16 protein-coding genes and 1 pseudogene are annotated in these 21,953 nt (G+C 74.1%); 6 read left to right on the top strand and 11 right to left on the bottom strand.

Annotation, left to right across the window (positions count from 1 at the left end):
• Positions 1 to 68 precede the first annotated feature (68 nt).
• The 5 genes from ACH4MY_RS01075 to ACH4MY_RS01055 form a co-directional block, all read right to left on the bottom strand.
• Positions 69 to 1,301, bottom strand: a complete 1,233-nt coding sequence (locus ACH4MY_RS01075; protein WP_397995715.1) for a beta-ketoacyl-[acyl-carrier-protein] synthase family protein — start codon at positions 1,299 to 1,301, stop codon at positions 69 to 71.
• Positions 1,301 to 1,531: an acyl carrier protein gene (locus tag ACH4MY_RS01070; protein WP_397995712.1), complete on the bottom strand. Its 231-nt coding sequence runs from the start codon at positions 1,529 to 1,531 to the stop codon at positions 1,301 to 1,303. The genes ACH4MY_RS01075 and ACH4MY_RS01070 overlap by 1 nt, the downstream gene beginning before the upstream one ends.
• A 91-nt stretch (positions 1,532 to 1,622) precedes the next feature.
• A complete protein-coding gene (locus ACH4MY_RS01065) occupies positions 1,623 to 3,269 on the bottom strand; it encodes a prenyltransferase/squalene oxidase repeat-containing protein (RefSeq protein ID WP_397995709.1) in 1,647 nt (548 codons plus the stop codon).
• 74 nt (positions 3,270 to 3,343) lie between these two features.
• Positions 3,344 to 3,844 (bottom strand): NUDIX domain-containing protein, encoded by a 501-nt coding sequence (locus tag ACH4MY_RS01060; RefSeq protein ID WP_397995707.1) that lies wholly within the window; start codon positions 3,842 to 3,844, stop codon positions 3,344 to 3,346.
• Positions 3,841 to 5,100 (bottom strand): cytochrome P450, encoded by a 1,260-nt coding sequence (locus ACH4MY_RS01055; protein WP_397995704.1) that lies wholly within the window; start codon positions 5,098 to 5,100, stop codon positions 3,841 to 3,843. The genes ACH4MY_RS01060 and ACH4MY_RS01055 overlap by 4 nt, the downstream gene beginning before the upstream one ends.
• Before the next feature lie 132 nt (positions 5,101 to 5,232).
• On the opposite strand from ACH4MY_RS01055, the gene ACH4MY_RS01050 reads away from it, so the two are divergent.
• Positions 5,233 to 6,492, top strand: coding sequence for a wax ester/triacylglycerol synthase domain-containing protein (locus tag ACH4MY_RS01050; RefSeq protein WP_397995702.1), 1,260 nt, complete (start codon positions 5,233 to 5,235; stop codon positions 6,490 to 6,492).
• 242 nt (positions 6,493 to 6,734) lie between these two features.
• Here the strand turns inward: ACH4MY_RS01050 and ACH4MY_RS01045 are convergent.
• Positions 6,735 to 7,288 (bottom strand): annotated as a pseudogene (locus tag ACH4MY_RS01045) (MFS transporter); the annotation flags it as partial.
• Positions 7,289 to 7,346: 58 nt separating this feature from the next.
• On the opposite strand from ACH4MY_RS01045, the gene ACH4MY_RS01040 reads away from it, so the two are divergent.
• From ACH4MY_RS01040 to ACH4MY_RS01030, 3 genes are all read left to right on the top strand, one after another.
• Entirely contained in the window at positions 7,347 to 7,793 is a 447-nt protein-coding gene (locus tag ACH4MY_RS01040; RefSeq protein ID WP_397995700.1) for a GNAT family N-acetyltransferase, read from the top strand.
• Positions 7,794 to 7,891: 98 nt separating this feature from the next.
• A complete protein-coding gene (locus tag ACH4MY_RS01035; RefSeq protein WP_397997333.1) occupies positions 7,892 to 9,088 on the top strand; it encodes an MFS transporter in 1,197 nt (398 codons plus the stop codon).
• Positions 9,089 to 9,242: 154 nt separating this feature from the next.
• On the top strand, positions 9,243 to 12,938 hold the full coding sequence (locus ACH4MY_RS01030) for a S8 family serine peptidase (RefSeq protein ID WP_397995697.1): 3,696 nt from the start codon (positions 9,243 to 9,245) through the stop codon (positions 12,936 to 12,938).
• A 124-nt stretch (positions 12,939 to 13,062) separates the two neighbouring features.
• Here the strand turns inward: ACH4MY_RS01030 and ACH4MY_RS01025 are convergent, their stop codons facing one another.
• From ACH4MY_RS01025 to ACH4MY_RS01010, 4 genes are all read right to left on the bottom strand, one after another.
• Positions 13,063 to 14,514 (bottom strand): acyl-CoA synthetase, encoded by a 1,452-nt coding sequence (locus tag ACH4MY_RS01025; protein ID WP_397995694.1) that lies wholly within the window; start codon positions 14,512 to 14,514, stop codon positions 13,063 to 13,065.
• 545 nt (positions 14,515 to 15,059) lie between these two features.
• On the bottom strand, positions 15,060 to 16,295 hold the full coding sequence (locus ACH4MY_RS01020; protein WP_397995691.1) for a nitrate/nitrite transporter: 1,236 nt from the start codon (positions 16,293 to 16,295) through the stop codon (positions 15,060 to 15,062).
• A 72-nt stretch (positions 16,296 to 16,367) separates the two neighbouring features.
• Complete coding sequence (locus ACH4MY_RS01015; RefSeq protein WP_397995688.1) at positions 16,368 to 17,921, bottom strand: GAF domain-containing protein; 1,554 nt, start codon at positions 17,919 to 17,921, stop codon at positions 16,368 to 16,370.
• Positions 17,922 to 17,985: 64 nt separating this feature from the next.
• A complete protein-coding gene (locus ACH4MY_RS01010; protein WP_397995686.1) occupies positions 17,986 to 19,047 on the bottom strand; it encodes a rod shape-determining protein in 1,062 nt (353 codons plus the stop codon).
• 252 nt (positions 19,048 to 19,299) lie between these two features.
• On the opposite strand from ACH4MY_RS01010, the gene ACH4MY_RS01005 reads away from it, so the two are divergent.
• Positions 19,300 to 20,295 (top strand): hypothetical protein, encoded by a 996-nt coding sequence (locus tag ACH4MY_RS01005; protein WP_397995683.1) that lies wholly within the window; start codon positions 19,300 to 19,302, stop codon positions 20,293 to 20,295.
• An 86-nt stretch (positions 20,296 to 20,381) separates the two neighbouring features.
• Here ACH4MY_RS01005 and ACH4MY_RS01000 read toward each other — a convergent pair whose 3' ends face one another.
• A complete protein-coding gene (locus tag ACH4MY_RS01000; protein WP_397995681.1) occupies positions 20,382 to 20,810 on the bottom strand; it encodes a MarR family winged helix-turn-helix transcriptional regulator in 429 nt (142 codons plus the stop codon).
• A 105-nt stretch (positions 20,811 to 20,915) separates the two neighbouring features.
• Here ACH4MY_RS01000 and ACH4MY_RS00995 point away from each other — a divergent pair, with 105 nt between their 5' ends.
• The gene (locus ACH4MY_RS00995) at positions 20,916 to 21,935 is read left to right on the top strand and encodes an NADP-dependent oxidoreductase (protein WP_397995678.1); all 1,020 of its coding nucleotides are present in this window, start codon (positions 20,916 to 20,918) and stop codon (positions 21,933 to 21,935) included.
• Positions 21,936 to 21,953 lie beyond the last annotated feature (18 nt).

Raw genomic sequence — 21,953 nt, 5'->3', positions numbered from 1 at the left:
TGTCGGCAGGCTCCCGCCGTCGCCCGCGGGGCAGACGGAGTGCGACGGCGGGGCCCAGCTCGGCCGGGCTACGGCGCGGTGATCACCAGCGCCGCGTTGTGGCCGCCGAAGCCCACCGAGGTGGAGACCGCGACCCGTACCCGGGAGGTCCGGGCGGCCGTGGGGACGTCCAGCTCGATCCCCTCGCCCGGCTCCGAGAAATTGGCCGTCGGAGGCACCGTGCTCTCCGCGACCGACAGCACCGTCAGCGCCGCCTCCACCGCTCCGGCCGCCCCGAGCAGATGCCCGGTCACCCCCTTCGTCGAGGTCACCGGCGGCCGGTGCGGCAGCAGCGCCGCCAGGACCGCCGCCTCCACGGCGTCACCGCGCGGTGTGCCCGTCCCGTGCGCGTTGACCAGGTCCACATCGCCCGGCGCCGCACCCGCCTCGGCCAGCGCGCCCCGGACCGCCGCCGTGAGCCCCGAGCCGTCCGGCCGGGGCGCCACCAGATGGTGCGCGTCGGACGTCGCCCCGTAACCGCTGATCAGAGCCCTGGTGCGGGCCCCGCGCGCCGCCGCGTCGGCCGGCCGCTCCAGGACCAGGAAGCCCGCGCCCTCCGCCATCACGAAGCCCGACCGGTCCACGTCGAACGGCCGGAGTCCGCCCGCCGGGTCGTGGAACCGGCGGGACAGCGCGCGGAGCCGGTCGAAGCCCGCGATGTAGAAGGGGCTCAGCGAGGCCTCCGCCCCGCCCACGAGCACCAGCTCGCACCGCCCAAGGGCCAGCAGGTCGAGCGCGACCCCGATCGCCGTGGCACCGGCGGCGCACGCGGTGGTCACCGCCATCGAAGGACCCCGGATCCCGAACTCGACCGCCAGCTGCGCCGCGACCGCGTTCGGCAGGGCGCCCGGCACCGCGAACGGCGACATGTCCGGGGGGCCGCCCGTCCGGAGCGCCTCCCGCTGGGCCTCGTACGTGAGGACACCGCCCGCCCCGATCCCGGCGACCACCCCGACCCGGACCCCGTCCCAGGTGCCGGGGTCCAGACCGGCGTCGGCCAGCGCCTCCCGCGCCGCGCACAGCGCGAGCGCCGCGGTGCGGTCGGGTCGCCGCGCCGCCGCCGCTCGGCCGAGATCGTCCGGAAGGCGGGGCGCCCGGCAGGCCAGATACGTGAGGCCGTCGCGCTCCTCCAGCCCCGCGGTGGGCTTGCCGACGCGTACGGTCTCCCAGGTCGTGGCCCGGTCCGCGCCGGCCGGGGTGAACAGGCCGATGCCGGTGACGGCCGCGCCGCCGGACGTCGGCCCGCTCCCGCGACCGGGCATCAGGCCACCCCCGCGTGGGCGGAGACCAGCCGCTCGATCGCGGCGACGGTGGTCGCCGCGTACAGCTCCTCCTCGGGGACCGGGATCCCCCGCTCCTTGCGCAGGACGATCGCCAGTTCCGTCAGCAGGAGCGAGTCGAGCCCGGCCTCCTCGCGGGTCGAATCCGGGGTGATCTCCTCCGGGTCGAGACCGAGCGAGACGAGCAGGTTCTTCAGTTCGTCGAAGGTCATGAGCGTTCCTTGGTCGGGGTCGGGGTCGGGGTCGGGGTCGGGACGGGACTGGGGTGGGGTGGACGGTCGGCGGTCGGCGGTCGGCGTGAGGTCAGCGGGTACGCGAGGCGGCCGCGCGCGCGTGGTTCAGGCCGAGCAGCACGCAGACGTCCGTCAGAAGCGGTACGTGATAGGCGAGGGGTCTCGGCCCCGCCTGGTCCGGGCGGGAGACGAAGCCCCCGTCCGGCCGCTGCCGTTCCAGGAGGTGGCGCACCGCGCGCTCCGTCGCGCCCACGGCCGACGGCACGGCCGGCGTCCTGGCCACGGCGATCAGCGCGTACGCGGTGCTGATCGGATCGCTCGGGTCGGACGGCACATGACCCCAGCCACCGTCCGCGTTCTGGGTGTCGACCAGCCGGGCCACGGCCCGCGCCCGGGCCCGGGCGACCTCGGTCCCGGCGGGGTGGCCGGGCGCCACGGCGTGGAAGGAGTCGTAGGCGAGGACCGTACGGAACAGGGCGTTGCTCTCGTTGAGGCTCCAGCTCCGCTCGAAGGGGCCCGCACCCTCCTGACGTGCCACGACGAACCGGACCGCGGCCTCCACCACGGGCCGGTGGGCCGGGTTCGGGGCCAGCGCGTTCACCGCCGCCGCCGTTATCGCCACCTCGGAGGCGGTACCGGCCTCGAAGGTCGGGAAGCCGCCGTCCTCGCCCTGCCGGGCGAGCAGGTGCCGCTCGCCGGCCGCCACCTCGGTGCCGCACCGCTCCGGAGCCGCGGTCCGCAGGAACTCCACGCAGTACGAGGTGTCGTCGACGTCGCTCTGGTCGACCTCCCGGTCGAACCCCCAGCCCCCGTCAGGGTTCTGTCGCTCGGCCAGGGCCGCGGCGAGGACCCGCAGGGTGTGCGCGGGGGCGCCCGCACCGGCCAGGGCGAGACCGCCGGTCGCGGTCGCGAACACGTCCATGCCGGTGATGAAGGGCAGCCCGCCGTCCTCGCGGAGCAGCCCGCGCAGCTCCCTTGCCCGCGCGGTGACGGCCCCCGCGTACCGGGGCCGGTGCCGGAGCGCGAGCAGCGCGAGGGTCCGGGCGAGATGGTTGCCGTACGGGGGCGCCCCGGGCAGCGCGCAGGGCGCGAGCGTCTGCCAGTCGTCCTCGCCGACGAGCCGGGGCCGGCCGATGCCGAAGGCGTACAGGACCTTCAGGGCGGCCATCTCCGTGACCAGCCACCGCTGTTGCCCGCGTTCCTCGAAGACACCCTCGGGGGAGGGGAGTTCGGGGAACGGATGGGCGCCCAGCTCCGCGAGCACCGTCTGGAACATCAGCCGCTTGCGTCCGGCGGTGAAGTGGTCGAAGCCGCCGAGCAGCCGGGTGAGGGCGGCCGGCCCGTCCACGTACTCGCCGAGAGCGGCGCGGGCCGCCGCCTCCTGCACGGGGTCGGGGGCGCCCTCGTCCACGGCGGTCTTCAGCCGCCGCGTCAGCCGCTCCTGGGCGTCCGGGTCCACCCCCGTCACCGTGAGCAGCCGCAGGGCGAGGGCGGACTCCAGGATCCGGCTGTCGCAGGGGGCCCGGAGCAGTCCGTCCGGTGCCGCCGCTCCCAGCAGACGGGTGGCGAGGCGGGCCCGTGCCCGGTCGAGCCGGCCGGTGACGGACGACGGGCCGGACGACGGGCCGGTCGGTCGGCCGGCGGCGGGCGACGGGCCCGGCGGTGGGCCGGGGACGGCGAGGGAGGCGCCGGATAAGGGCAGCGCGCAGTGCGTCATGGGTGGGGGGTCCTTCGTCTGTGGGGTGAGAAGGCGGTGGTGGTGCGAGAAGGGGGAGCGCGAGGGGGCGGCGGTCAGAGGGGGAAGAGGCGTCGTACGGCCTCCGCGCCCGCCGGGACCAGCGGCGTGTACCCGCCCGTCACGACCGTGAGCGGTGTGACGAAGCCGCACCAGGCGATCTCCTGCGGATCGGGCCGGGGAGCACGGTCGGCCACCCAGCGGTGGACCGTCAGGAAGCAGGCGCCGTGCGGGTCGTCGACGCGGATCCGGTACGCCTCGGTGAGACCGGTCGCCGTCGTCCAGCCCAGCTCCTCCCGGAGCTCCCGGAGAGCGGCCGCGCGGTACGCCTCACCGGTCCGCACCGCGCCTCCGACCAGGACGTCGTAGTGGTCCGGATAGACCGGGGCCGTGGCGGTCCGGCGGTAGAGGAGGACCCGGCCGGCGTGGTCGGTGCAGACGGTGGCCGCGTACCGGCGGAGCAGTCCCGAGGGCTGTCCGTCCGCCCTGCCGCCCTGGGTGACGACCCGGTCGCCCGGATCGACGTAGTCGACCCGCTCGAAGGGGTGCGCGTTCACGTCCGCTCGCGGACGCGCGCGTGCAGCGGTCCCGCCGGGCGCAGATTGATGCCGAAGACCGCTTCGCCGGCCGGGCCGGTCGACTCGACCGTGAAGCGGGCGAGGAGCGCGCCGAGCAGGGACTCCATCTCCCGCATCGCGAACCGGGTGCCGAGGCAGGCGCGCGGGCCGATGCCGAAGGGGAGGTACGCGCCCGGCGGCTGCGGCGTCCGGGCGGGGAAGCGCTCCGGGGCGAACGTCTCGGGCTCGGGCCAAACCTCCGGGTCCCGGTGGGTGAGGTACGGGCAGACGAGGAGGTCCGTACCGGCGGCGATGTGCCGGCCGCCGAGGGTCTCGTCGGCCGGACTGTGGCGGGGCAGCAGCCAGCCCGTCGGGTAGAGCCGCAGCGTCTCGGAGAGCACCGCCTCGACGGCTCCCGCGTCACCGGCCGCCCGCTCCATGACCGCCGGGTGCTGGTCGAGCAGGACGAAGGCCCAGGTCAATGTGCGCGCGCTGCTCTCGTACCCGGCGACTAGCAGGGTCACGAGCTCGTCCCGGATCAGCCGGTCCGTGTACGCGGGATCGGTCTCGGCCGCGTCCAGGAGGCGGTGCAGCACGCTCGCCCCGCCCTCGCCCGTGCGGTGCCGGGACCGGGCCTCGCCCAGTGCCCGCAGCACCCGCTCGTCCAGGGCGCCGAGCGCCGTCTCCACCTCCGGCGGGAGCGCGGCGACGCCGCCCACGTCGGCGGGGAGCGCGGCCACGATGTCCTGCACGGCCGCCAGGTCGACGTAGGTCTCCCGGTCGAGGGGATGATCGGTCAGCGAGCGCCAGATCGTGTCGACGGTGAAGAACTGCACGTCCTCGGCGATGTCCGTCGGCTCGCCCCGACGGGCCCGCCCGGCCCAGCGGTCGACGACGGACCGCGTCGCACCGGTGATGTGGTGCTCCCAGCGCTGGATGCCGCGACCGGTGAACATCGCCTGGAGCAGCCGGCGTTGGGAGCGCCAGGCGTCCCCGGTGGCGGTCAGCATCCCGTCGCCGAGCAGGGGTTTCGCCCGGTGCGAGCGCTTGACGAACCGGTCGCCGCCGACGCCGAGCACCTCGTGCACGTGCCGCGGTTCCGTGACCAGGACCGCCGCACGGCCGCCACGGCGGAAGCCGGTGAGCCGGCCCGGCGTGTGCGCCCGGCGCAACAGGTCGATCAGGGGGGCTCCGGAGGCGGTCCACGCCGTCACGGTGTCGTCGTCGAGGAAGTCGGGGGGCATGCCATCCGTCACGCATTGCGATTGCATGATGACGTATCGTAGCGCCCTGTGCGATCTTCAGATCCAACTCGATCTTCCGGCGGAACTCCCGGTCGGTCTCCCCGTCGACCTCCCGCCCGGCCCTCCGGCCGCCCTTCCGGGGCCGTGCCGCTCTCGGTTCTCGACCGGCTCTCTCTCGACGTGGCCGCGCTGCACGCGACGGACTCCGCCCTGCACCTCGGCGGACTGGTCACCCTCGACGGCGAACCGCCCTCCCGCGCACGGGTGTTGGATCAGCTGAGACGCCGCGTCGACGCGCTCCCGGAGCTCACCCATCGGCTCGCGGGCCGCGGCGGGCGGCCGCACTGGGAGCCCGACCCCCGCTTCGACGCCGACCGTCACCTGTACGAGCTACCCGGCTCCGGCGATCTCGCGACGGTCGCCGCCGAACTCCTCCGCCAACCCCTGCCGCGCGACCGCCCCTTGTGGGGCCTCTGGCTCGTCCGCCGGGCGGGCGCCGGATGGGGGCTCTGCTACCGGGCCCACCACGCCTTCCAGGACGGCGCCGCCGCCGTCGCCACACTGGAACGCCTCCTCGGCCCCGAGGGACCGTCCCGCGCCCGCACCCTCACCTTCCGGCCGCCCCGGCCCGTGTCCTGGGCCGCCGTACTGCCGGAGTTCCGGCCGCCGCGCCGGATCACCTGGTGGTCGGGCCTCGACACCCCGCCCTCCCAGACATACGCCGCCGCCTTCGCCGACATCGGGACGGCCCGGCTCCACGCCCTCGGACGGCTGACCGGGGCCACCGTCCCGCACCTGTGCCTGGCCCTGACGACCGAGGCCCTGCGCGCCTGGCACCCCCACGACTGGGCCCCCGGCGGCCTGGGGCACGGCCGGACCCTCCGCACCAACCTCGCGATCGGCGTCCGCGACCCCGAGGACCCCCGTCCCCTCCTCGGCAACCGCGTCGCCGTCGCCGGCGTCGACCTGCCCTGCGGCGACCCCGACCCCGCCCGGCGGTTCGCCCTCCTCGGCCGCGCCCTCGACCACACCCGCCTCGCGCGGCTCGCCGACGCCCACCGGGTCGTCCTGCGGAAACTCCCGTACCGGATCGGCCGGTTGGCGCTCGCCCGCAGCGTCGACGCCCGCTGTACGCCGCTGAGCGTCGCCGACCTCAGGGTCCGGAAGCCGCTGGGCTTCGACGGCGCCCCCGCGTCCGGGGTGTACGCGCTGCCGGTCATGGTGCCGGGCCAGCCGTTGTTCGTCGCCTGGACCGTCCACCGCCGCCGCCTCCATGTCACCTTCCTCGCCGACAGCGCCCTCGCGGGCGCCGACCGGCTGCCGGAGGCGTGGCTCGGAGCGCTGGAGGAGTGTGAACGGCGGGCTGGAGAAGGGGTGTTCGTGAAGGCGGGGGCGGCCTCGTGACGGCGGATGCGGGGCCGGATGCCGAGCCGGGCGCCGGACCGCCGCCCGGAGCCTGAAGCCGGGCCCGGCGCCAGGTCCGGCACCCGGCTGCTCGCCGACCACCCCGGGGCCGCGGCGAGGCTGCACGAGGAGGTCGACACGGTCCTGGGCCACGGGCCGGCACGCGACGGCAGGTCACCGGCGCCGATCCGACCCGGCTCCCCTTCGCGGCACGCACCGGACGGGAGGGGGTGGGAGGGCGGTCAGGAGCGGGGGACCGTGCGGAGCGGGGTCAGGACCACGGCCGCCGTCACCAGGGCGAAGAGCGCGCTCAGCGCCGAGGCCGAGTGCAGGGCCGTCGTGAACGCCTCCCGCGCCTGCTCCCGCAGCCCCCCTCGTCCGCCAGGGCCAGCGCCGCGCCCACGCTCTCGTGGGCCGCGGCCGGGGCGTCCGCCGGGATGCCGCCCCGGTAGACGGCGACCGCCACGCTGCCGGTGACCGCGATGCCCAGGGCGAGCCCCAGGTCGTACGCCGTCTGACCGGTCGCGGCCGCCGCGCCCGCCTTCTCGGCCGGGGCGGAGCCGACCGCGAGGGCCGTCCCCAGGACGCTGATCGGGGCCGCTCCGAACATGATCACCGCGAGGCCGAGAGCGGCCGCGGTCACCCCTTCGGCCAGGGCGATCACCGCGTACCCGGCGAGCGAGACGAGGAGCCCGCCGGCCAGCACGTACGCCGGGCGGACCTTCCGCGCCACGAAGGGGGTCAGCTGCGAACCGGCGATCAGCCCCGCCGCTCCCGGCAGCAGCCACAGTCCCGCCCTCCACGTTCATCAAACCGTAAGGATCGATAGCCAGAGCCGCCCCTATACTCGCCCCATGTCAGAGTTCACCGTCCGGCGGGCCAACGCCGACGATTCCAAGCGGCTCACGCGGCTCGTCCGGGCCTCCCGTGCCTATCGGGGGGACTACGCCGGCATGGTCGAGGGGTACCAGGTCGGTGGCGCGTACATCGAGCATCACGCCGTCTTCGTCGCCGTCGACGGGAGCGGCCATGTGCTCGGGTTCTACGCCCTCCTCGTCGACGAGGCCGAGCTCGACCTCGCCTTCGTCGCCGACAGCGCCCAGCGGCTCGGCATCGGACGGCTCCTCATGGAGCACATGACCGGGCAGGCCGGGGCCGCCGGGCTCAAGGCCGTGCGGGTCGTCGCGCACCCGCCCGCCGAGGAGTTCTACCTGCGCACCGGCGCCGTCCGGACCGGAACCGTCCCGCCCACCGGTCACATCCACTGGGACCGCCCCGAGCTCCGGTACGACATCGCGTGACCGCCACCCAGCCCCAGCCCCAGTCCCCGCCCCCGCCCCCGGCCGGCCCGCAGCCCGAGGCGGAGGAGCGGCGCAGGCTCTTCGCCGATCTCACCCCGCTGCGGACCTCGGCGCACTACCGCCGTCTCTGGTTCGGGAGCACCGTCTCCTGGGTCGGCCAGGGCATGACGGCCCTCGCCGTCTCCCTCCAGGTGTACGACATCACCGGCTCGCCGTTCTCCGTCGGGCTCGTCGGCCTGTTCTCGCTCGTGCCGCTCGTCGTCTTCGGGCTGTACGGCGGCGCCATCGCCGACACCGTCGACCGCCGCAAGCTCGGTCTGTTCAGCGCCTGCGGCTCCGCCGCGCTGTCGATCGCGCTGGCCGCCGCCGCGTTCGCCGGCTTCCACCGGGTCTGGTTCCTGTACGGGATCGTCGCCCTCCAGGCCGTGTGCGCCGCGCTCAACTCGCCCGCCCGCACCTCGATGATCCCCCGGCTCCTGCCGCCCGAGCAGCTGCGCGCCGCCAACGCGCTGAACTCGATGGTCATGACCTTCGGCACCCTCGTCGGCCCCAGCCTCGGCGGCCTGATCGTCGGGCTCGCCGGCTACCAGACCGCGTACCTCGTCGACGCCGTCGCCTTCTCCGCGAGCCTCTACGCGATGTGGCGGCTGCCGTCGATGCTCCCGGACCGGAAGGGCGACAAGAGGGCCTCGGTCCTCGACGGGCTGCGCTTCCTCGCCACCCGGCCCAACCTGCGCATGACGTTCTTCTCGGACTTCTGCGCGATGATCCTCGCCCACCCCCGCGCGCTGTTCCCGGCCGTCGCCGTCCTCTGGTACGGCGGCGACGCGAAGACCACCGGACTCCTCGTCGCCGCGCCCGCGTTCGGCGCGCTCCTCGGCGGGGTGCTCTCCGGCTGGCAGGGCCGTATCCGCCACCACGGGCAGGCGATCCTGATCGCCGTCGCCTGCTGGGGCACGGCGATCGCCGTCTTCGGACTCACCCGGGAGCTCTGGCTGGGGCTGCTCCTGCTCGCCCTCGCCGGCTACTCCGACACGGTCTCGATGATCTTCCGGAACACGATGATGCAGGTCGCGGCGCCGGACGAGATGCGCGGCCGGCTCCAGGGCGTCTTCATCGTGGTGGTCGCCGGCGGACCCCGGCTCGGGGACTTCCTCGCGGGCTCGGTCGCCGATCTGGCCTCGCCCACCGTGGCCATGACGGGCGGCGGCATCGCCTGTGTCCTCGCGGTCGGTGTCCTCGCCCTGTACGGGCGCAATTTCCGCCGGTACGACGCGCTCGACCCGACTCCGTGAGCAATTCTCCCCGAACGGCCCGTCCTGTTCTGGCGGTTGACCGCCACGGCGCATAACCGCCAGGAGCAACCGGAGTCAACTCCCGTCCCAGGGCCAAGACTCCTCGCGGCACCCGGAAACACCCCCGACCCCGGGTCCGCGAGGAGTTCGAACGATGACGTCGAGGACCACACCCTTCGACAGAGGAAGGGCCGCGCTGATCGCCGCGGGCGTCTCCCTCGTGATGCTCTCGGCCGGGCAGACCGCCGCCGCCGGGACCACCACCGCCTCCGCCGTACCGGACACCTTCAAGGGGGCGGCGGCGAGCACCACCGTCACCCTCGTCACCGGCGACCGCGTCACCCTCACCGACCTCGGAGGCGGCCGGCAGACCGTCACCGTCGACCGGGCCGAGGGCGCCACCGGCGCGATACGCAGCCAGATCTCCGACGGCCGGGTCACGGTCGTCCCCGACGAGGCCCGCCCCTACCTGGCCTCCGGCGCCCTCGACCCGCGCCTCTTCGACGTCACCGGCCTCGTCGAGCAGGGCATCACCGGGAACCTGCCGCTGATCGTCACGTACGGCGGCAAGGGCGCCCGTACCGCCGCGGCGACCCCGCGCGGTGCCGAGACCGTCCGTCCGCTGCCCAGCATCGGCGGCGCCGCCGTCACGGCCACCGACCCCGCCGCCTTCTGGCACGGCTTCACCGCCGCCCCGAACGCACGGGCCGCCGCCCCCGCCAAGGTCTGGCTCGACGGCCGGGTCAAGGCCGCGATGGCCGAGTCCAACGAGCAGATCGGCACCCCGAAGGCCTGGGAGGCCGGGCTCACCGGCAAGGGCGTCAAGGTCGCCGTCCTCGACACCGGCGCCGACCTCGCCCACCCCGACCTCGCGGGCCGGGTCACCGAGACCAAGTCGTTCATCGCCGGCCAGGAGGTCGCCGACCGCAACGGCCACGGGACGCACGTCGCCTCCACCGTCGGCGGCAGCGGCTCCGGCTCCGGCTCCGACGGCAAGGAGAAGGGCGTCGCCCCCGGCGCCACCCTCGCCGTCGGCAAGGTCCTCAGCGACGAGGGCTCCGGCTCCGAGTCGGAGATCATCGCCGGCATGGAGTGGGCCGCCAAGGACATCGACGCGAAGATCGTCTCGATGAGCCTCGGCTCCCGCGAGCCGAGCGACGGCACCGACCCGATGGCCCAGGCCGTCAACACGCTCACCGCCGAGACCGGCGCCCTCTTCGTCATCGCCGCCGGAAACACCGGCGCCCCCGGCTCCATCGGCTCGCCCGGCGCCGCCGACTCCGCGCTCACCGTCGGCGCCGTCGACTCCGACGACCGGGCCGCGTACTTCACGAGCCAGGGCCCCCGCTACGGCGACCAGGCCCTCAAGCCCGACCTGTCGGCGCCCGGCGTGAACATCCTCGCCGCCCGCTCCCAGCTCGTCTCCGGCAGCGGCCTCTACACCTCGATGAGCGGTACGTCGATGGCGACCCCGCACATCGCCGGCGTCGCCGCCCTGCTCGCCGAGCGGCACCCCGACTGGACCGGCGCCCAGCTCAAGGACGCGCTGATGTCCTCGTCGAAGACGCTCGACGCCTCCTCGTACGAGCTCGGCTCCGGCCGGGTCGACGTGGCCGCCGCGATCGCCGCGAACGTCACCGCGACCGGCTCCGCCGACCTCGGCTTCTTCGGCTGGCCGTACGAGTCCAACAAGCCGGTCACCAAGGCCGTCACGTACACCAACTCCTCCGACGCCCCGGTCGAGCTGAACCTCGCCGTCGAAGGCATGCCGGCCGGTGTCGCCGCCCTCGCCGACACCACCCTCACCGTCCCGGCCCACGGCTCCGCGAGCACCACCGTCACCGGTGACGGCTCCAAGGCCCCCGTAGGCCAGTCCTCCGGCCGGGTCACCGCCACCGCCGCCGGAACCGCCGTCGCGCACACCGCGCTCGGCCTGGTGAAGGAGGAGGAGCGCTACACCCTCACCGTCCACGTCAAGGACCGCGACGGCGCACCCGCCTCCGCCTACCTGGGCGTGCAGAAGCTCGCGCAGGGCGAGGACCCCTTCCCGGCCCTGGTCGGCGAGTCCGGCACCCTCGAACTGCGCCTCAAGCCCGGCACGTACACCGTCGACACCTTCCTCGACGTACGCGGCTCCCACGGCAAGGACTCCCTCGGCCTCGGCTTCCTGACCGCCCCGGAGATCACCCTCGACGGCGACCGCGAGATCACCCTCGACGGGCGGCAGCTGCGCGAGATCCGCGCCGAGGTCGAGAAGCGCACCGAGACCCGCCAGCTCCTCATGGAGTTCGACCGCGACGCCAACGGCGCCTCCTACGGCGGAGCCGTCCAGGTCCCGCCGATGTACGACTCGATCTTCGCGGCGCCCACCGCCAAGCCCGCCACCGGCACCTTCGAGTACCGGACCGTCTGGCGCCTCGGCAAGCCGATGCTGGAGGCGAGCGTCGACGGCACCCGCCTCTCCGGCGCCACCCCGCAGTCCGGCACCACCCTCCTGGAGGGCGACCACCGTCTCGGCCTCGTCGACGCGGGCACCGGCACCCCCGCCGAGTACACGGGCAAGAACGTCACCGGCAAGGCCGTCCTCGTACGCCTGACCGCCGGCGCCGACCCGACGCGGCTCGCCCAGACCGCCCAGGACGCGGGCGCCAAGGCCCTGTTCGTCACCGACGACCAGCCCGGCCGGCTGATGAAGTGGTTCGGCACCGCCGACTACGAGGAGCGGCCGCTCGCCGTCTCCACCGTCAACACCGCCGACGCCCAGCGGCTCGCGGCCGCCGCGGCCCGCGGCAAGCGCGTCGAGCTGACCGGCACCCGCTTCACCCCGTTCACCTACGACCTCTCCGAGGGCCACCCCGGCGCCATCGGCAAGGACCTCGTCTTCCGGCCCGACGAGGACGAACTGGCCACGATCCACTCCACCTACTACACGCCCACGAAGCGCGAGGAGCTCGGCGGCGAGTTCCGCTACTCGATCACCGACACCTTCCGCTACGGCATCGGCTTCAAGGAGTGGATCGCCTTCCAGAGCGAGCGCACCGAGTACGTCTCCACCGGTACCGGCCAGCGCTGGCACGAGTCCGTCGACCTCGGCGACTCCCTGGAGCAGCGCAGCGGCCTCCCCGTCTACCGGGGCGGCAGCCGGGTGAACACCGACTGGTTCGAGCCGGTCTGGCACCCGTGGCTGGGCACCGGTCTCGGCTGGGGCCAGCAGCGCGCCGGCAACGACCTGCGGTTCAACACCCCCGGCTGGGGCGACTCCGGCACCGACCACACCGGCTTCGGCAACGTGTGGAACGACGACTCGATGACCCAGAACACCAAGGTGTACGTCAACGGGACCCTCGTCGACGACAACATGGGCTCCGGCGCCTACGCCTGGGACGCGCCGGCCGAGGAGGCCGCGTACAAGGTCGTCACCGACACCGCGCTCGACCCGGCGCGCTGGCGCCTCGCGGGCAAGGGCCACAGCGAGTGGACCTTCCGCTCCGCCGAGACCCCGAGCACCTCCTTCACCTACCTGCCGATGCTCAACCTCGGCTTCGACCTGGACACCGACCTCAACGGTGACGTCCGCGGCGGAAGCAGGCTGCCCGTCGGGATCTCCGCCGAGTACGTGAAGGGCGCCACCGGCACCGGCACCATCGGCGGCGGCACCCTGGAGGTCTCCTACGACGAGGGCAGGACCTGGAAGAGCGTCACCCTCAAGAAGGACCGGCACGGCACCGCCTGGAACGGCGAGCTGCGCGTCCCGTCCGGCGCCGGCTCCGTCTCGCTGCGGGCCGGGGCGAGCGACGACCGCGGCGGCTCGGTGAAGCAGGAACTGATCCGCGCGGTGGGCGTGAAGTAGCCGACCGTACGGAGTGCCGGGCCCCCTTCCGCCTGCCGCGGGAGGGGGCCGGCGCGGTTGCCTCCGCCGCGGGAGGGGGTCCGGCGCCGTCCTCCCTGTCGTGGGAGGGCCGGGCTCCGTTCCCTCACCTTCCCTCGGCGAGCGCCTTCTTCAGGACCTTGCCCATGTCGTTGCGGGGGAGCGCGTCCAGGTGACGCACCACCCGGGGCCGCTTGTGCGGGGCCAGCAGACCCGCCACATGGTCGGCGAGCTCCGCCGCCGACGGGGGATTCTCCGCGTCCACGGGCACCACCCAGGCGACGATCCGCTCGCCGAGGTCGGGGTCGGGTTCGCCGGTGACGGCCGCCTCCCGCACCCCGGGGTGGTCGAGGAGCGCGTTCTCGATCTCGCCCGCCCCGATCTTGTAGCCGCCGCTCTTGATCAGGTCGGTCGCCTTACGGCCCACCAGCCGCACCGCGCCGTCCGCCTCCCGGACCGCCATGTCGCCCGTGCGGAACCAGTCGCCGTCGAAGGCGGCCGCCGTCGCCTCGGACCGGTTGAGGTACCCGGAGAAGAGATTCGGGCCGCGCACCTGCACCTCGCCGACGGTCTCCCCGTCGTACGCCCCCGAGACCGAGCCGTCCTCGTCCACGAGACGCAGTTCCACACCCGCGAGCGGCAGCCCGACGGTGCCGGGGCGGGGCCCGGCACCCGGCAGGACGCTGGTGTTCATGAGCGTCTCCGTCATCCCGTACCGCTCGACCACCGTCCGGCCCGTCGCCGCCGCGATCCGCTCGTGGTCGTGGACCGGCAGCGCCGCCGAACCCGACACGAGGAGCCGCGCCCCGGCCAGCGCCCGGACCAGCGCCGCGTCCCGGTCGAACGCGTCCGCGAGCCGGCGGTACATGGTCGGTACGCCGAACAGCATCGTGCCGCCGCCCGCGCCCAGCTCCCGCGCCACACCCTCCACCGAGAACGCGCCCAGGTGCCGGACCTCGCCGCCCCGCCGCAACGGCCCCAGGATCCCGAGGATCAGACCGTGGACATGGAACAGCGGCAGCGCGTGCACGAGGACGTCGTCGGCCGTCCAGGACCAGGCGACGGCGAGCGCGTCGAGCGAGGCGGCGATCGCCCGCCGGGACAGGACGACGCCCTTCGGCGGGCCCGTGGTGCCGGAGGTGTAGACGATCAGCGCGGGGGACTCGGCGTCGGCGGACTCCGCCACCGGCGGGCCGCTCGCGGTGAGATCCACGTCGATCCGGGTGAGCCCCGCGAGCCCGGCGGGCAGCACGTCCTCGGGACCCGCGAGCACCGCGGTGGCCTTGCTGTCGTCGAGGATGTGCGCCAGCTCCCGCTCACCCGTGCGCGGATTGACCGGTACGGCGGGCACACCCGCGAGCAGCGCCCCGACCACAGCGACGGCCGTGTGCGCGGTCGGCGTGGCCCAGACGGCGACCCGCCCGGCGCCACCGACCCGCCCGGCCAGGGCGCCGGCGGCCCGCGCGAGCTCGCCGTAGGTCAGGGCGTCCGCGCCGCAGCGCAGGGCGATCCGGTCGGAGGGGGCCGCGGCCGTCAGGGCGGGAAAGAGCGCACTCACCGGTCGTACTCCTCGGGTCTGCGAGGGAGAGGCTTACCGAAGGGCATTCTGCCGCTACGAAGCCCCCCGCGCTGCGGGCGCTCGCCCCATCGCTCCGCTCCACCACGCTGTGGGCAGCCGTTCCGCCGGGCCGGGACGGCTGGTCGGGTCGGGCGTCGCTCCGCCGCACCTCGTTGTGGGCAGCTGTTCCGCTGGGCCGGGACGGCTGGTCGGGTCGGGCGTCGCTCCGCCGCACCTCGTTGTGGGCATTCGTTCCGCTGGGGCGGAACGGGTGGGCACAACGGAACGTCGCCCCTTGCCGGGCCCAGGCTTTCGTGCCGTAACCCGCATCCCTGGTGCGTCGCGCTTGTTGGTGCGGGTTCAGGCGCAGGGGGCGGACGCGCCGCCAAGGGCGCCGTCCCGTGTGCCCACCCGTCCCGCCCCAGCGGGACGATTGCCCACACGGGGGTGGGCGAGGGCGGGCGGCGGGCACGTGCGCACGCGGCGGTGAGCCGGGCGGGCGGCGTGGGCGGGTCCGCACGGCGGTGGGCCCGGGCGCGGGGTCCTCAGGGGCGGGTCGCCGTGACCGTCGCCGGCTCCGGCGCCGGGTCCGAGCCCTCCGGACGGATCCCCCGCATCCGCCCCCACGCGTACACACAGCCCGCGAGCGCGAGGTCGGAGAGAAGCATGAAGCCGATCGAGTACGAGCCCTTGGCGCTGTAGATCGCGCCCATCACCAGCGGCGGAAGGAAACCGCCGAGCCCGCCCATCGCGCCGACGATGCCGGTCACGCTGCCGACCTTGGCCTGTGGGGTGACCTGGGAGACCAGGGCGAAGACGGAACCGCTCGCGGTGCCGAGCCCGGCCGCCATGATGAGCAGCGCGATCGTGCCGCCCGGGTTCAGCGGCGGATCGAAGGCCTGGACGATCGCGAGCAGCGCGACCACGCCGAGTGCCACGGCCGTGACGAGCGCGGGGTGGATCCGGTCGGAGAGCCAGCCGCCGATCGGCCGGAACACGACGGTGACCAGGGCGAATCCGGCCGCCTTGGTGCCCGCGTCCGTCGGGTCGAGCTCGTACCAGGTCTTCAGGTACGTGGGCAGGTAGACGCCGAAGGCGACGATGCCGCCGAAGCCGATCGCGTACAGCGCCGACAGCTCCCAGGTCACCCGCAGCCGGCCCGCCGCGGCGAGCCGGGTCGCCAGGGAGGCGGTGGGCACGGGCCGGTCGGGCCGGTCGGTGATGAGGAACGTGGCGAGCACCGCGTACACGGCGAGTGCGACGGCCACCACGATGAACGGCAGGTTCTCGCCGTGCTTCGCGATGCGCGGGGTGAAGTAGCCGGAGAGCGCCACACCGCCCATGCCCATGCCGAACACACCGAGCGCCAGCCCGCGCTTCTCCGGCGGGAACCAGGAGTTGACCAGGGGGATGCCGATGGCGAACGTCGTGCCGCCGAGGCCGAGGAGGAAGCCGACGATCAGCATCAGGCCGTAGCTGTCCTTGACCACGACGAGCAGCAGTACGGGAATGATCGTGAGCGCCGAGACCAGCGGGAACATCAGCTTCGCGCCGTACCGGTCGGTCAGCGCGCCGGCCGGGATGCGGCCGAGGGAGCCGACCAGGACGGGGATCGCGACGAGCAGCGACTGCTCGAAGGAGCTGAGTTCGAGCCGGTCGCCGTACCAGCTGGCGAGGGGCGCGATCAGGTCCCACGCCCAGAAGGTGAGCGTGAAGCCGATGGTGGCCGTCACCAGGTTGCGGTAGGCCGCCGCTGTCGGGGGCTTGGTCTCGGTGTCCACGTCTCCAGTCAAGATCGGGACGGGGGGCGCGGCGCGCGGGACTGCTCCGTACGGGTGTCCGCCGAACGGGACTTACGGCCAGGCCACCGTGGTCGGCGGGGTGCCGTCGTCCACGACCCGCAGCCGGGCGCCTCCCCCGCCGGCCGACACCTCGACCGTGATCGCCCCGACCCCCGACCGCCGGTGGGCCGCCGCGAGCGCCCCGCGCAGTGTCGCGAGGAGCTTCGCCGCCGTCTCCTCGTCGATGAGGGTGTCGACGGCCCCGGAGAAGTGCACGGACGGCTGGAAGCCCAGCAGGCCGGCCGCCCCGCCCGTCTCCCGCAGTACCTTGCCCCGGAACGAGGTCGGCGCGTCGGCGGGGGGCTGCTGGAGCGCGAAGATGGTCGTACGGACCTCCTGGATCGTGGAGTCCAGCTCGTCCACCGCCCGCTCCAGCAGCGCGTTCTCCTCGGAGGAGCCGGCCGCCCGCCGCCGGGTGGACTCCAGCATCATCTCCGTGGCGAACAGGCGCTGGACGACCAGGTCGTGCAGATCCCGCGCGATCCGGTCCCGGTCCTCGTACACCGCCAGCCGCTCCCTGTCGTGCCGCGCGTCCGCGAGGACCAGCGCGAGCGCGGCCTGCGAGGCGAACTGCGAGGCGAGGAGCCGGTCCACCGCCGAGTACGGCGGGCCGCCGCGCCGCCGGGGGAGGGCGAGGGTGCCGATGAGCTTCCCGCCGCTCTGCAGCGGCAGCATCATCGACGGGCCGAAACGGGACCGTACATGGGTGGTCATCCGCGGATCGGTCGCGGAGTCCTCGACGAAGACGGGCTCCCCGCCGAGCAGCTGGACGAGGACGGGGGAGCCGGGCGCGATCGTCGTACCGACCAGATCGCCGGGGTCGTCCGTGGTCGACGCGGCGACGATCTCCATCCCGCCCTCCGTGGTGGGCTGGAGGACCACCCCGGCCGAGGCGCCGGCGAGGATACGGGCCTGCTCGGCGACGGTCGTCAGGGCGTTCTCGGCGGACGCGCCGGTGAGCAGGGCCGTGGTCACCGCGGCCGCGCCGTCGATCCAGCGTTCTCGCTGCCGGGCCGTCTCGTACAGCCGGGCGTTGCCGATGGCGATCCCGGCCTGCGAGGCGAGCACCCGCAGCAGGGAGAGGTCCTCGTCGGTGAAGCCGCCCTCGGGCTTCCCGCCGAGGTACAGATTGCCGAACACCTCGGTGTGGACCCGGATCGGGACGCCGAGGAAGGTGTTCATCTCGGGGTGTCCCTCGGGGACCCCGGACGAGCGGGGGTCGGCCGACAGGTCGTCGATGCGCAGCGGCTGCGGGTCCTGGACGAGGACGCCGAGGAGTCCGGTGTGGCCGTCGGGGAGACGGCCGGCGCGCTGCCGCTCCTCGTCCGTCATGCCGGAGGTGAAGAGCTCGGTGATGCGGCGGCGCTCGGGGTCGACGACCCCGAGCGCGCCGTAGCGGGCCCCGGTGAGCTCGGTGGCGGAGTCCACGATGTGCTGGAGGGTGGTGCGGAGTTCGAGGTCCGTGCCGACGCCGAGGACGGCTTCGAGCAGCATGGGCAGGCGGGGCGCGTCCTCGCCCGTGCCCGGGTCCGCGTCCTCGGCCCTGCCCTCGTCCATGATCGTCATGGTCTCATTGTCGTACGAATAGTGGGATTTCGTCGGCTTGTGTCCGGGGCCTGAGCGAGGGGGCTCATTCCTCGTCGGCGAGTGGATCCCGCTCGGCGAGCGGGTCGAGGATCATCGGCTGGACCTTGCCCTCCAGCATCGCGCCGAGGCCCATGACCGCGCACACGTCGGGTCGTTCGGCGATGTGGACCGGCATGCCGGTCGCCTCGCGCAGCATCTGGTCGAGCCCCGGCAGCAGGGCGCTGCCGCCGACCATCATGATCCCGCGGTCGGCGAGGTCGGCCACCAGGTCCGGCGGGCAGTCCCGCAGCACCTTCCCGATGCCGTCGAGGACGGCCGTCAGCGGGGTGTGGATCGCCTCCCGCACGGCGGCGGTGTCGACGGTCACCGAGCGGGCCAGGCCCGTGGCGACGTCACGGCCGTGGATCTCGGTCCAGGCCGGTCCGTGGGGCGTCAGGCCGTTTCCGCTGAGGGCCAGTTGGAGCGGGCGCACCGACTGGCTCGGCAGCATCAACTCGTGATGGTGGCGCAGGTGCTGGATGATGGCGTGGTCGATGGCGTCGCCGCCGACGGGCATCCGCTCCGCCGTGACGATCGACCCGAGCGAGAGCACCGCGACCTGCGTGGTCGCCGCCCCGCACACCAGGATCATGGTCGCGGTCGGCTGCTCCACCGGCAGTCCGCAGCCGACGGCGGCCGCGATCAGCGTGTCGACCAGCTCGACCCGGCGGGCCCCGAGACCGACGAGGGTCTCCACGGCGGCGCGCTGCGCGAGAGGGTCGCTGTCGTGCGGGGTGCAGGCGGCGGCGCGCAGCCGGGGCTTGCGGCGGAGCTGGCGGCGCAGCTTCTCGCCGAGGAGATGACGGAGCATGCGCTGCGCCATCTCGATGTCGACGACCGTGCCGCCCGAGACGGGGCGGACGACGCGGATGTAGTCGGGGGTGCGGCCGGTCATCTTCTCCGCCAGCGCGCCGACGGCGATCAGCGCTCCGGTGCGGGTGTTGACGGCGGCGACGCTCGGCTCGTCGACGACGAGTCCGGCGCCCTTGACGAAGACCCGGGTGCGGGCGGCACCCAGGTCGACGGCGACATGGCAACGACGCAGCTGCTCAAGGCTGACGGTCACGGCGGATCCTCCGGAGTGCGGTGCTGGCACGGGCGAGGTGTTTCGCGTTTCGCGGTCCTCCTCGCATCGTCCGACCGTCCGGGGCGCGGCGCGCGCTGGGCTGAGCCGCCCGGGGCCCGTTCCGAGGGGTGCGGCAGGACGTACCGAAGCGGGAGAATCGCGACGCACCGCCGCCGACCTGCGGTTTCCTCACAGAATCCTCACGTCCGCGCCTACCTGTGGCCGTACCCGGCCGCATAGCCTGCGGGCCCCATGGACTACTGCCACGCGTGTCGGCGGCATCTCAACGGGGCCCTCGCCTGTGCCGGGTGCGGGACTCCCGTCGAGGAACTGCGGTACGAGACCCCCCACATACCCGTCCAGCAGGCCCGGCCGGTCCAGCCGTCGTACCCGGACCAACGGTCTTACCAGAACCAGCCGTCGTACCAGGACCGGCCGTCGTACCCGGACCAGTCGTCGTACCCGGACCGGCAGCCGGCCGATCCCGCCGGAGCCGATCCCGCGGGGCCCGATCCCGCCGAGCCCGATGCCCTCGGGGCCGAGCACGTCTACGAACTGGACGTCCTCGAACCGCCGAACCGGACCACCGTCGCCACCGGCGGCCGCCGCGCTGCCCGCGTCGCCGCGCGGGGCCGCTCCGACCGGGGCCGCTCCGCCGCACGCAAGGGCAGGCGCGCGCGCGGCCGCCGGGGCCGTACGGTCCTGGTGGGAACGCTGGGCCTGGTGCTCGCGGCCGGGACGCTGAGCCTGGCGCGCCTGGCCCTTGAGGAGCCGGAGGCGCTGGGCGCCGCCACGGCGGTGGAGGAGCAGGAGGTCACGAAGTCCCCGCTGGCCCCGGAGCCGGTGGAGACCACGGCCCTCCCGGACGGCACCGACCCGTCCCCGGTCTCGGCCACCCCGACCCGTCAGCGCCAGGTGAGCGCGGACACGGGCAGGGGCGAGGGCACGGGCAAGGCGTCGGACGCGGGAACAGGCTCGGGGACGGGCCCGGGCTCAGGATCCGGTACGGGTACGGGTACGGGCCCCGGCACGGGCGACGGGAACGGTGACGACCCTCAGGACCCGCCCACGCCCACGGCCACGGCGACCCAGCCGCCGACTCCCACCGCGACCCCGTCCGCCACGAACGGCGACACGACCGCGTCCCCCACGGCCACCCCCACCGCCCCCACCCCCTCGACCACGGCCCCCACCCCGACCCCGAGCCCCACCCCGACCTGCACCCGCTTCCTCTGGTGGTGCGTGTAGGTCCCGTCCGGCGGATCATGGCCGATCGGCAGGATCCCGACGCCGTCCGCGCCGGATCCGTGCGCGCGTGCGGCGTCCGTCGCGGGTCAGACCTCGCCCAGCATCCGCTTCAGCAGGTCCCTGAGCAGCGTCCGCTCCGCCTCGGTCAGTTCTCCGAGGGGTTCGCGGGCGAAGTCCAGGGACTCCCGGAGGCGGCGGGCCGTCGTGCGGCCCGCTTCCGTGGGGGCGGCCAGTTTGACGCGGCGGTCCGCCGGGTCCGGGCGGCGTTCGACCAGGCCGCGGGCCTCCAGGCGGTCGACGATGCCGGTGATGTTGGACGGCTCGCACTTCAGTTTCTGGGCGATGCGCCGCATCGGCAGCGGGTCCAGGGAGAGCAGGCCGAGGACGCGGGCCTGGGCGCCGGTCAGCGCGTGCTGCGCGGCCGCCTGCTCGTACTCCTCGTAGTAGCGCGCCACGACCGTGCCGATCAGCTCGACGACTTCGAGGGTCAGGGGGTCCGTGTGTGAGGTGGCCATGCCCTCCATCCTACCCAGATGCTTGACAACATAAAATATCTAGGTGCATGGTTGTTTCAGTTGATGAACCTTTTGTGATCCGAAGCTTTTCTGGAGGCCGTGCTCATGTCCGTTCTTCCCGCGTCCAGCCGTGAGTGGCACCTCGTCGCCCGTCCGCACGGCTGGCCCACCCCCGCGGACTTCGCGCTCGTCGAGACCCCGGTCACCGAGCCGGCCGAGGGCCGCATCCTGGTGCGCAACCTGCACTTCTCCGTCGACCCGTACATGCGCGGCCGCATGAACGACGTGAAGTCCTACATCCCGCCGTTCAAGCTCGACCACCCCATGGACGGCGGCGCGGTCGGCGAGGTCGTCGCCTCCAACGCCGAGGGCTTCGCCGTCGGCGACCACGTCCTGCACGGCCTCGGCTGGCGCGAGTACGCCGACGTACCGGCCCAGCACGCCACCAAGGTCGACCCGGCGCTCGCCCCCCTCTCCGCGTACCTCGGCGTGCTCGGCATGACCGGCCTCACCGCCTACGCGGGCCTCTTCGACGTCGCCTCCTTCAAGGAGGGTGACGCGGTCTTCGTCTCCGGCGCCGCCGGGGCCGTCGGCAGCCAGGTCGGCCAGATGGCCCGCCTCAAGGGCGCCTCCCGCGTCATCGGCTCGGCCGGCTCCGACGAGAAGGTCAAGTTCCTCGTCGAGGAGCTCGGCTTCGACGCCGCCTTCAACTACAAGAACGGCCCGGTCAAGGACCAGCTCCGCGAGGCCGCCCCGGACGGTATCGACGTCTACTTCGACAACGTCGGCGGGGACCACCTCGAAGCCGCGATCTCCTCGCTCAACGTGCACGGCCGCGCCACCATCTGCGGCATGATCGCCCAGTACAACGACACCGAGCCGGTCCCCGGCCCGCGCAACATGGCGATGATCATCGGCAAGCGGCTGCGCCTCCAGGGCGTCCTCGTCGGTGACCACTACGGCCTCCAGCAGCAGTTCGTGCAGGAGGTCGGCGGCTGGCTCGCCTCCGGCGAGCTCAAGCACCGCGAGACCTTCGTCGAGGGCATCGAGAACGGCGTGGAGGCCTTCCTCGGACTGCTCCGCGGCGACAACACCGGAAAGATGATCGTCTCGGTGACCCGTTAGTCTTCCCTCAGCCGTCGC

The organism is Streptomyces sp. NPDC017246, from assembly GCF_044331325.1.
Taxonomy (GTDB): Bacteria; Actinomycetota; Actinomycetes; order Streptomycetales; family Streptomycetaceae; genus Streptomyces.
Note: the sequence above shows the minus strand (reverse complement) of the source record. Positions and strands in the feature narration are given on the sequence as shown.

Coding starts and splice junctions, on each gene's coding strand:
- ACH4MY_RS01000 (WP_397995681.1), bottom strand. CDS start 20,810: ATGGCCACCTCACACACGGACCCCCTGACCCTCGAAGTCGTCGAGCTG.
- ACH4MY_RS01040 (WP_397995700.1), top strand. CDS start 7,347: ATGTCAGAGTTCACCGTCCGGCGGGCCAACGCCGACGATTCCAAGCGG.
- ACH4MY_RS01015 (WP_397995688.1), bottom strand. CDS start 17,921: ATGACGATCATGGACGAGGGCAGGGCCGAGGACGCGGACCCGGGCACG.
- ACH4MY_RS01005 (WP_397995683.1), top strand. CDS start 19,300: ATGGACTACTGCCACGCGTGTCGGCGGCATCTCAACGGGGCCCTCGCC.
- ACH4MY_RS01030 (WP_397995697.1), top strand. CDS start 9,243: ATGACGTCGAGGACCACACCCTTCGACAGAGGAAGGGCCGCGCTGATC.
- ACH4MY_RS01075 (WP_397995715.1), bottom strand. CDS start 1,301: ATGCCCGGTCGCGGGAGCGGGCCGACGTCCGGCGGCGCGGCCGTCACC.
- ACH4MY_RS01070 (WP_397995712.1), bottom strand. CDS start 1,531: ATGACCTTCGACGAACTGAAGAACCTGCTCGTCTCGCTCGGTCTCGAC.
- ACH4MY_RS01065 (WP_397995709.1), bottom strand. CDS start 3,269: ATGACGCACTGCGCGCTGCCCTTATCCGGCGCCTCCCTCGCCGTCCCC.
- ACH4MY_RS00995 (WP_397995678.1), top strand. CDS start 20,916: ATGTCCGTTCTTCCCGCGTCCAGCCGTGAGTGGCACCTCGTCGCCCGT.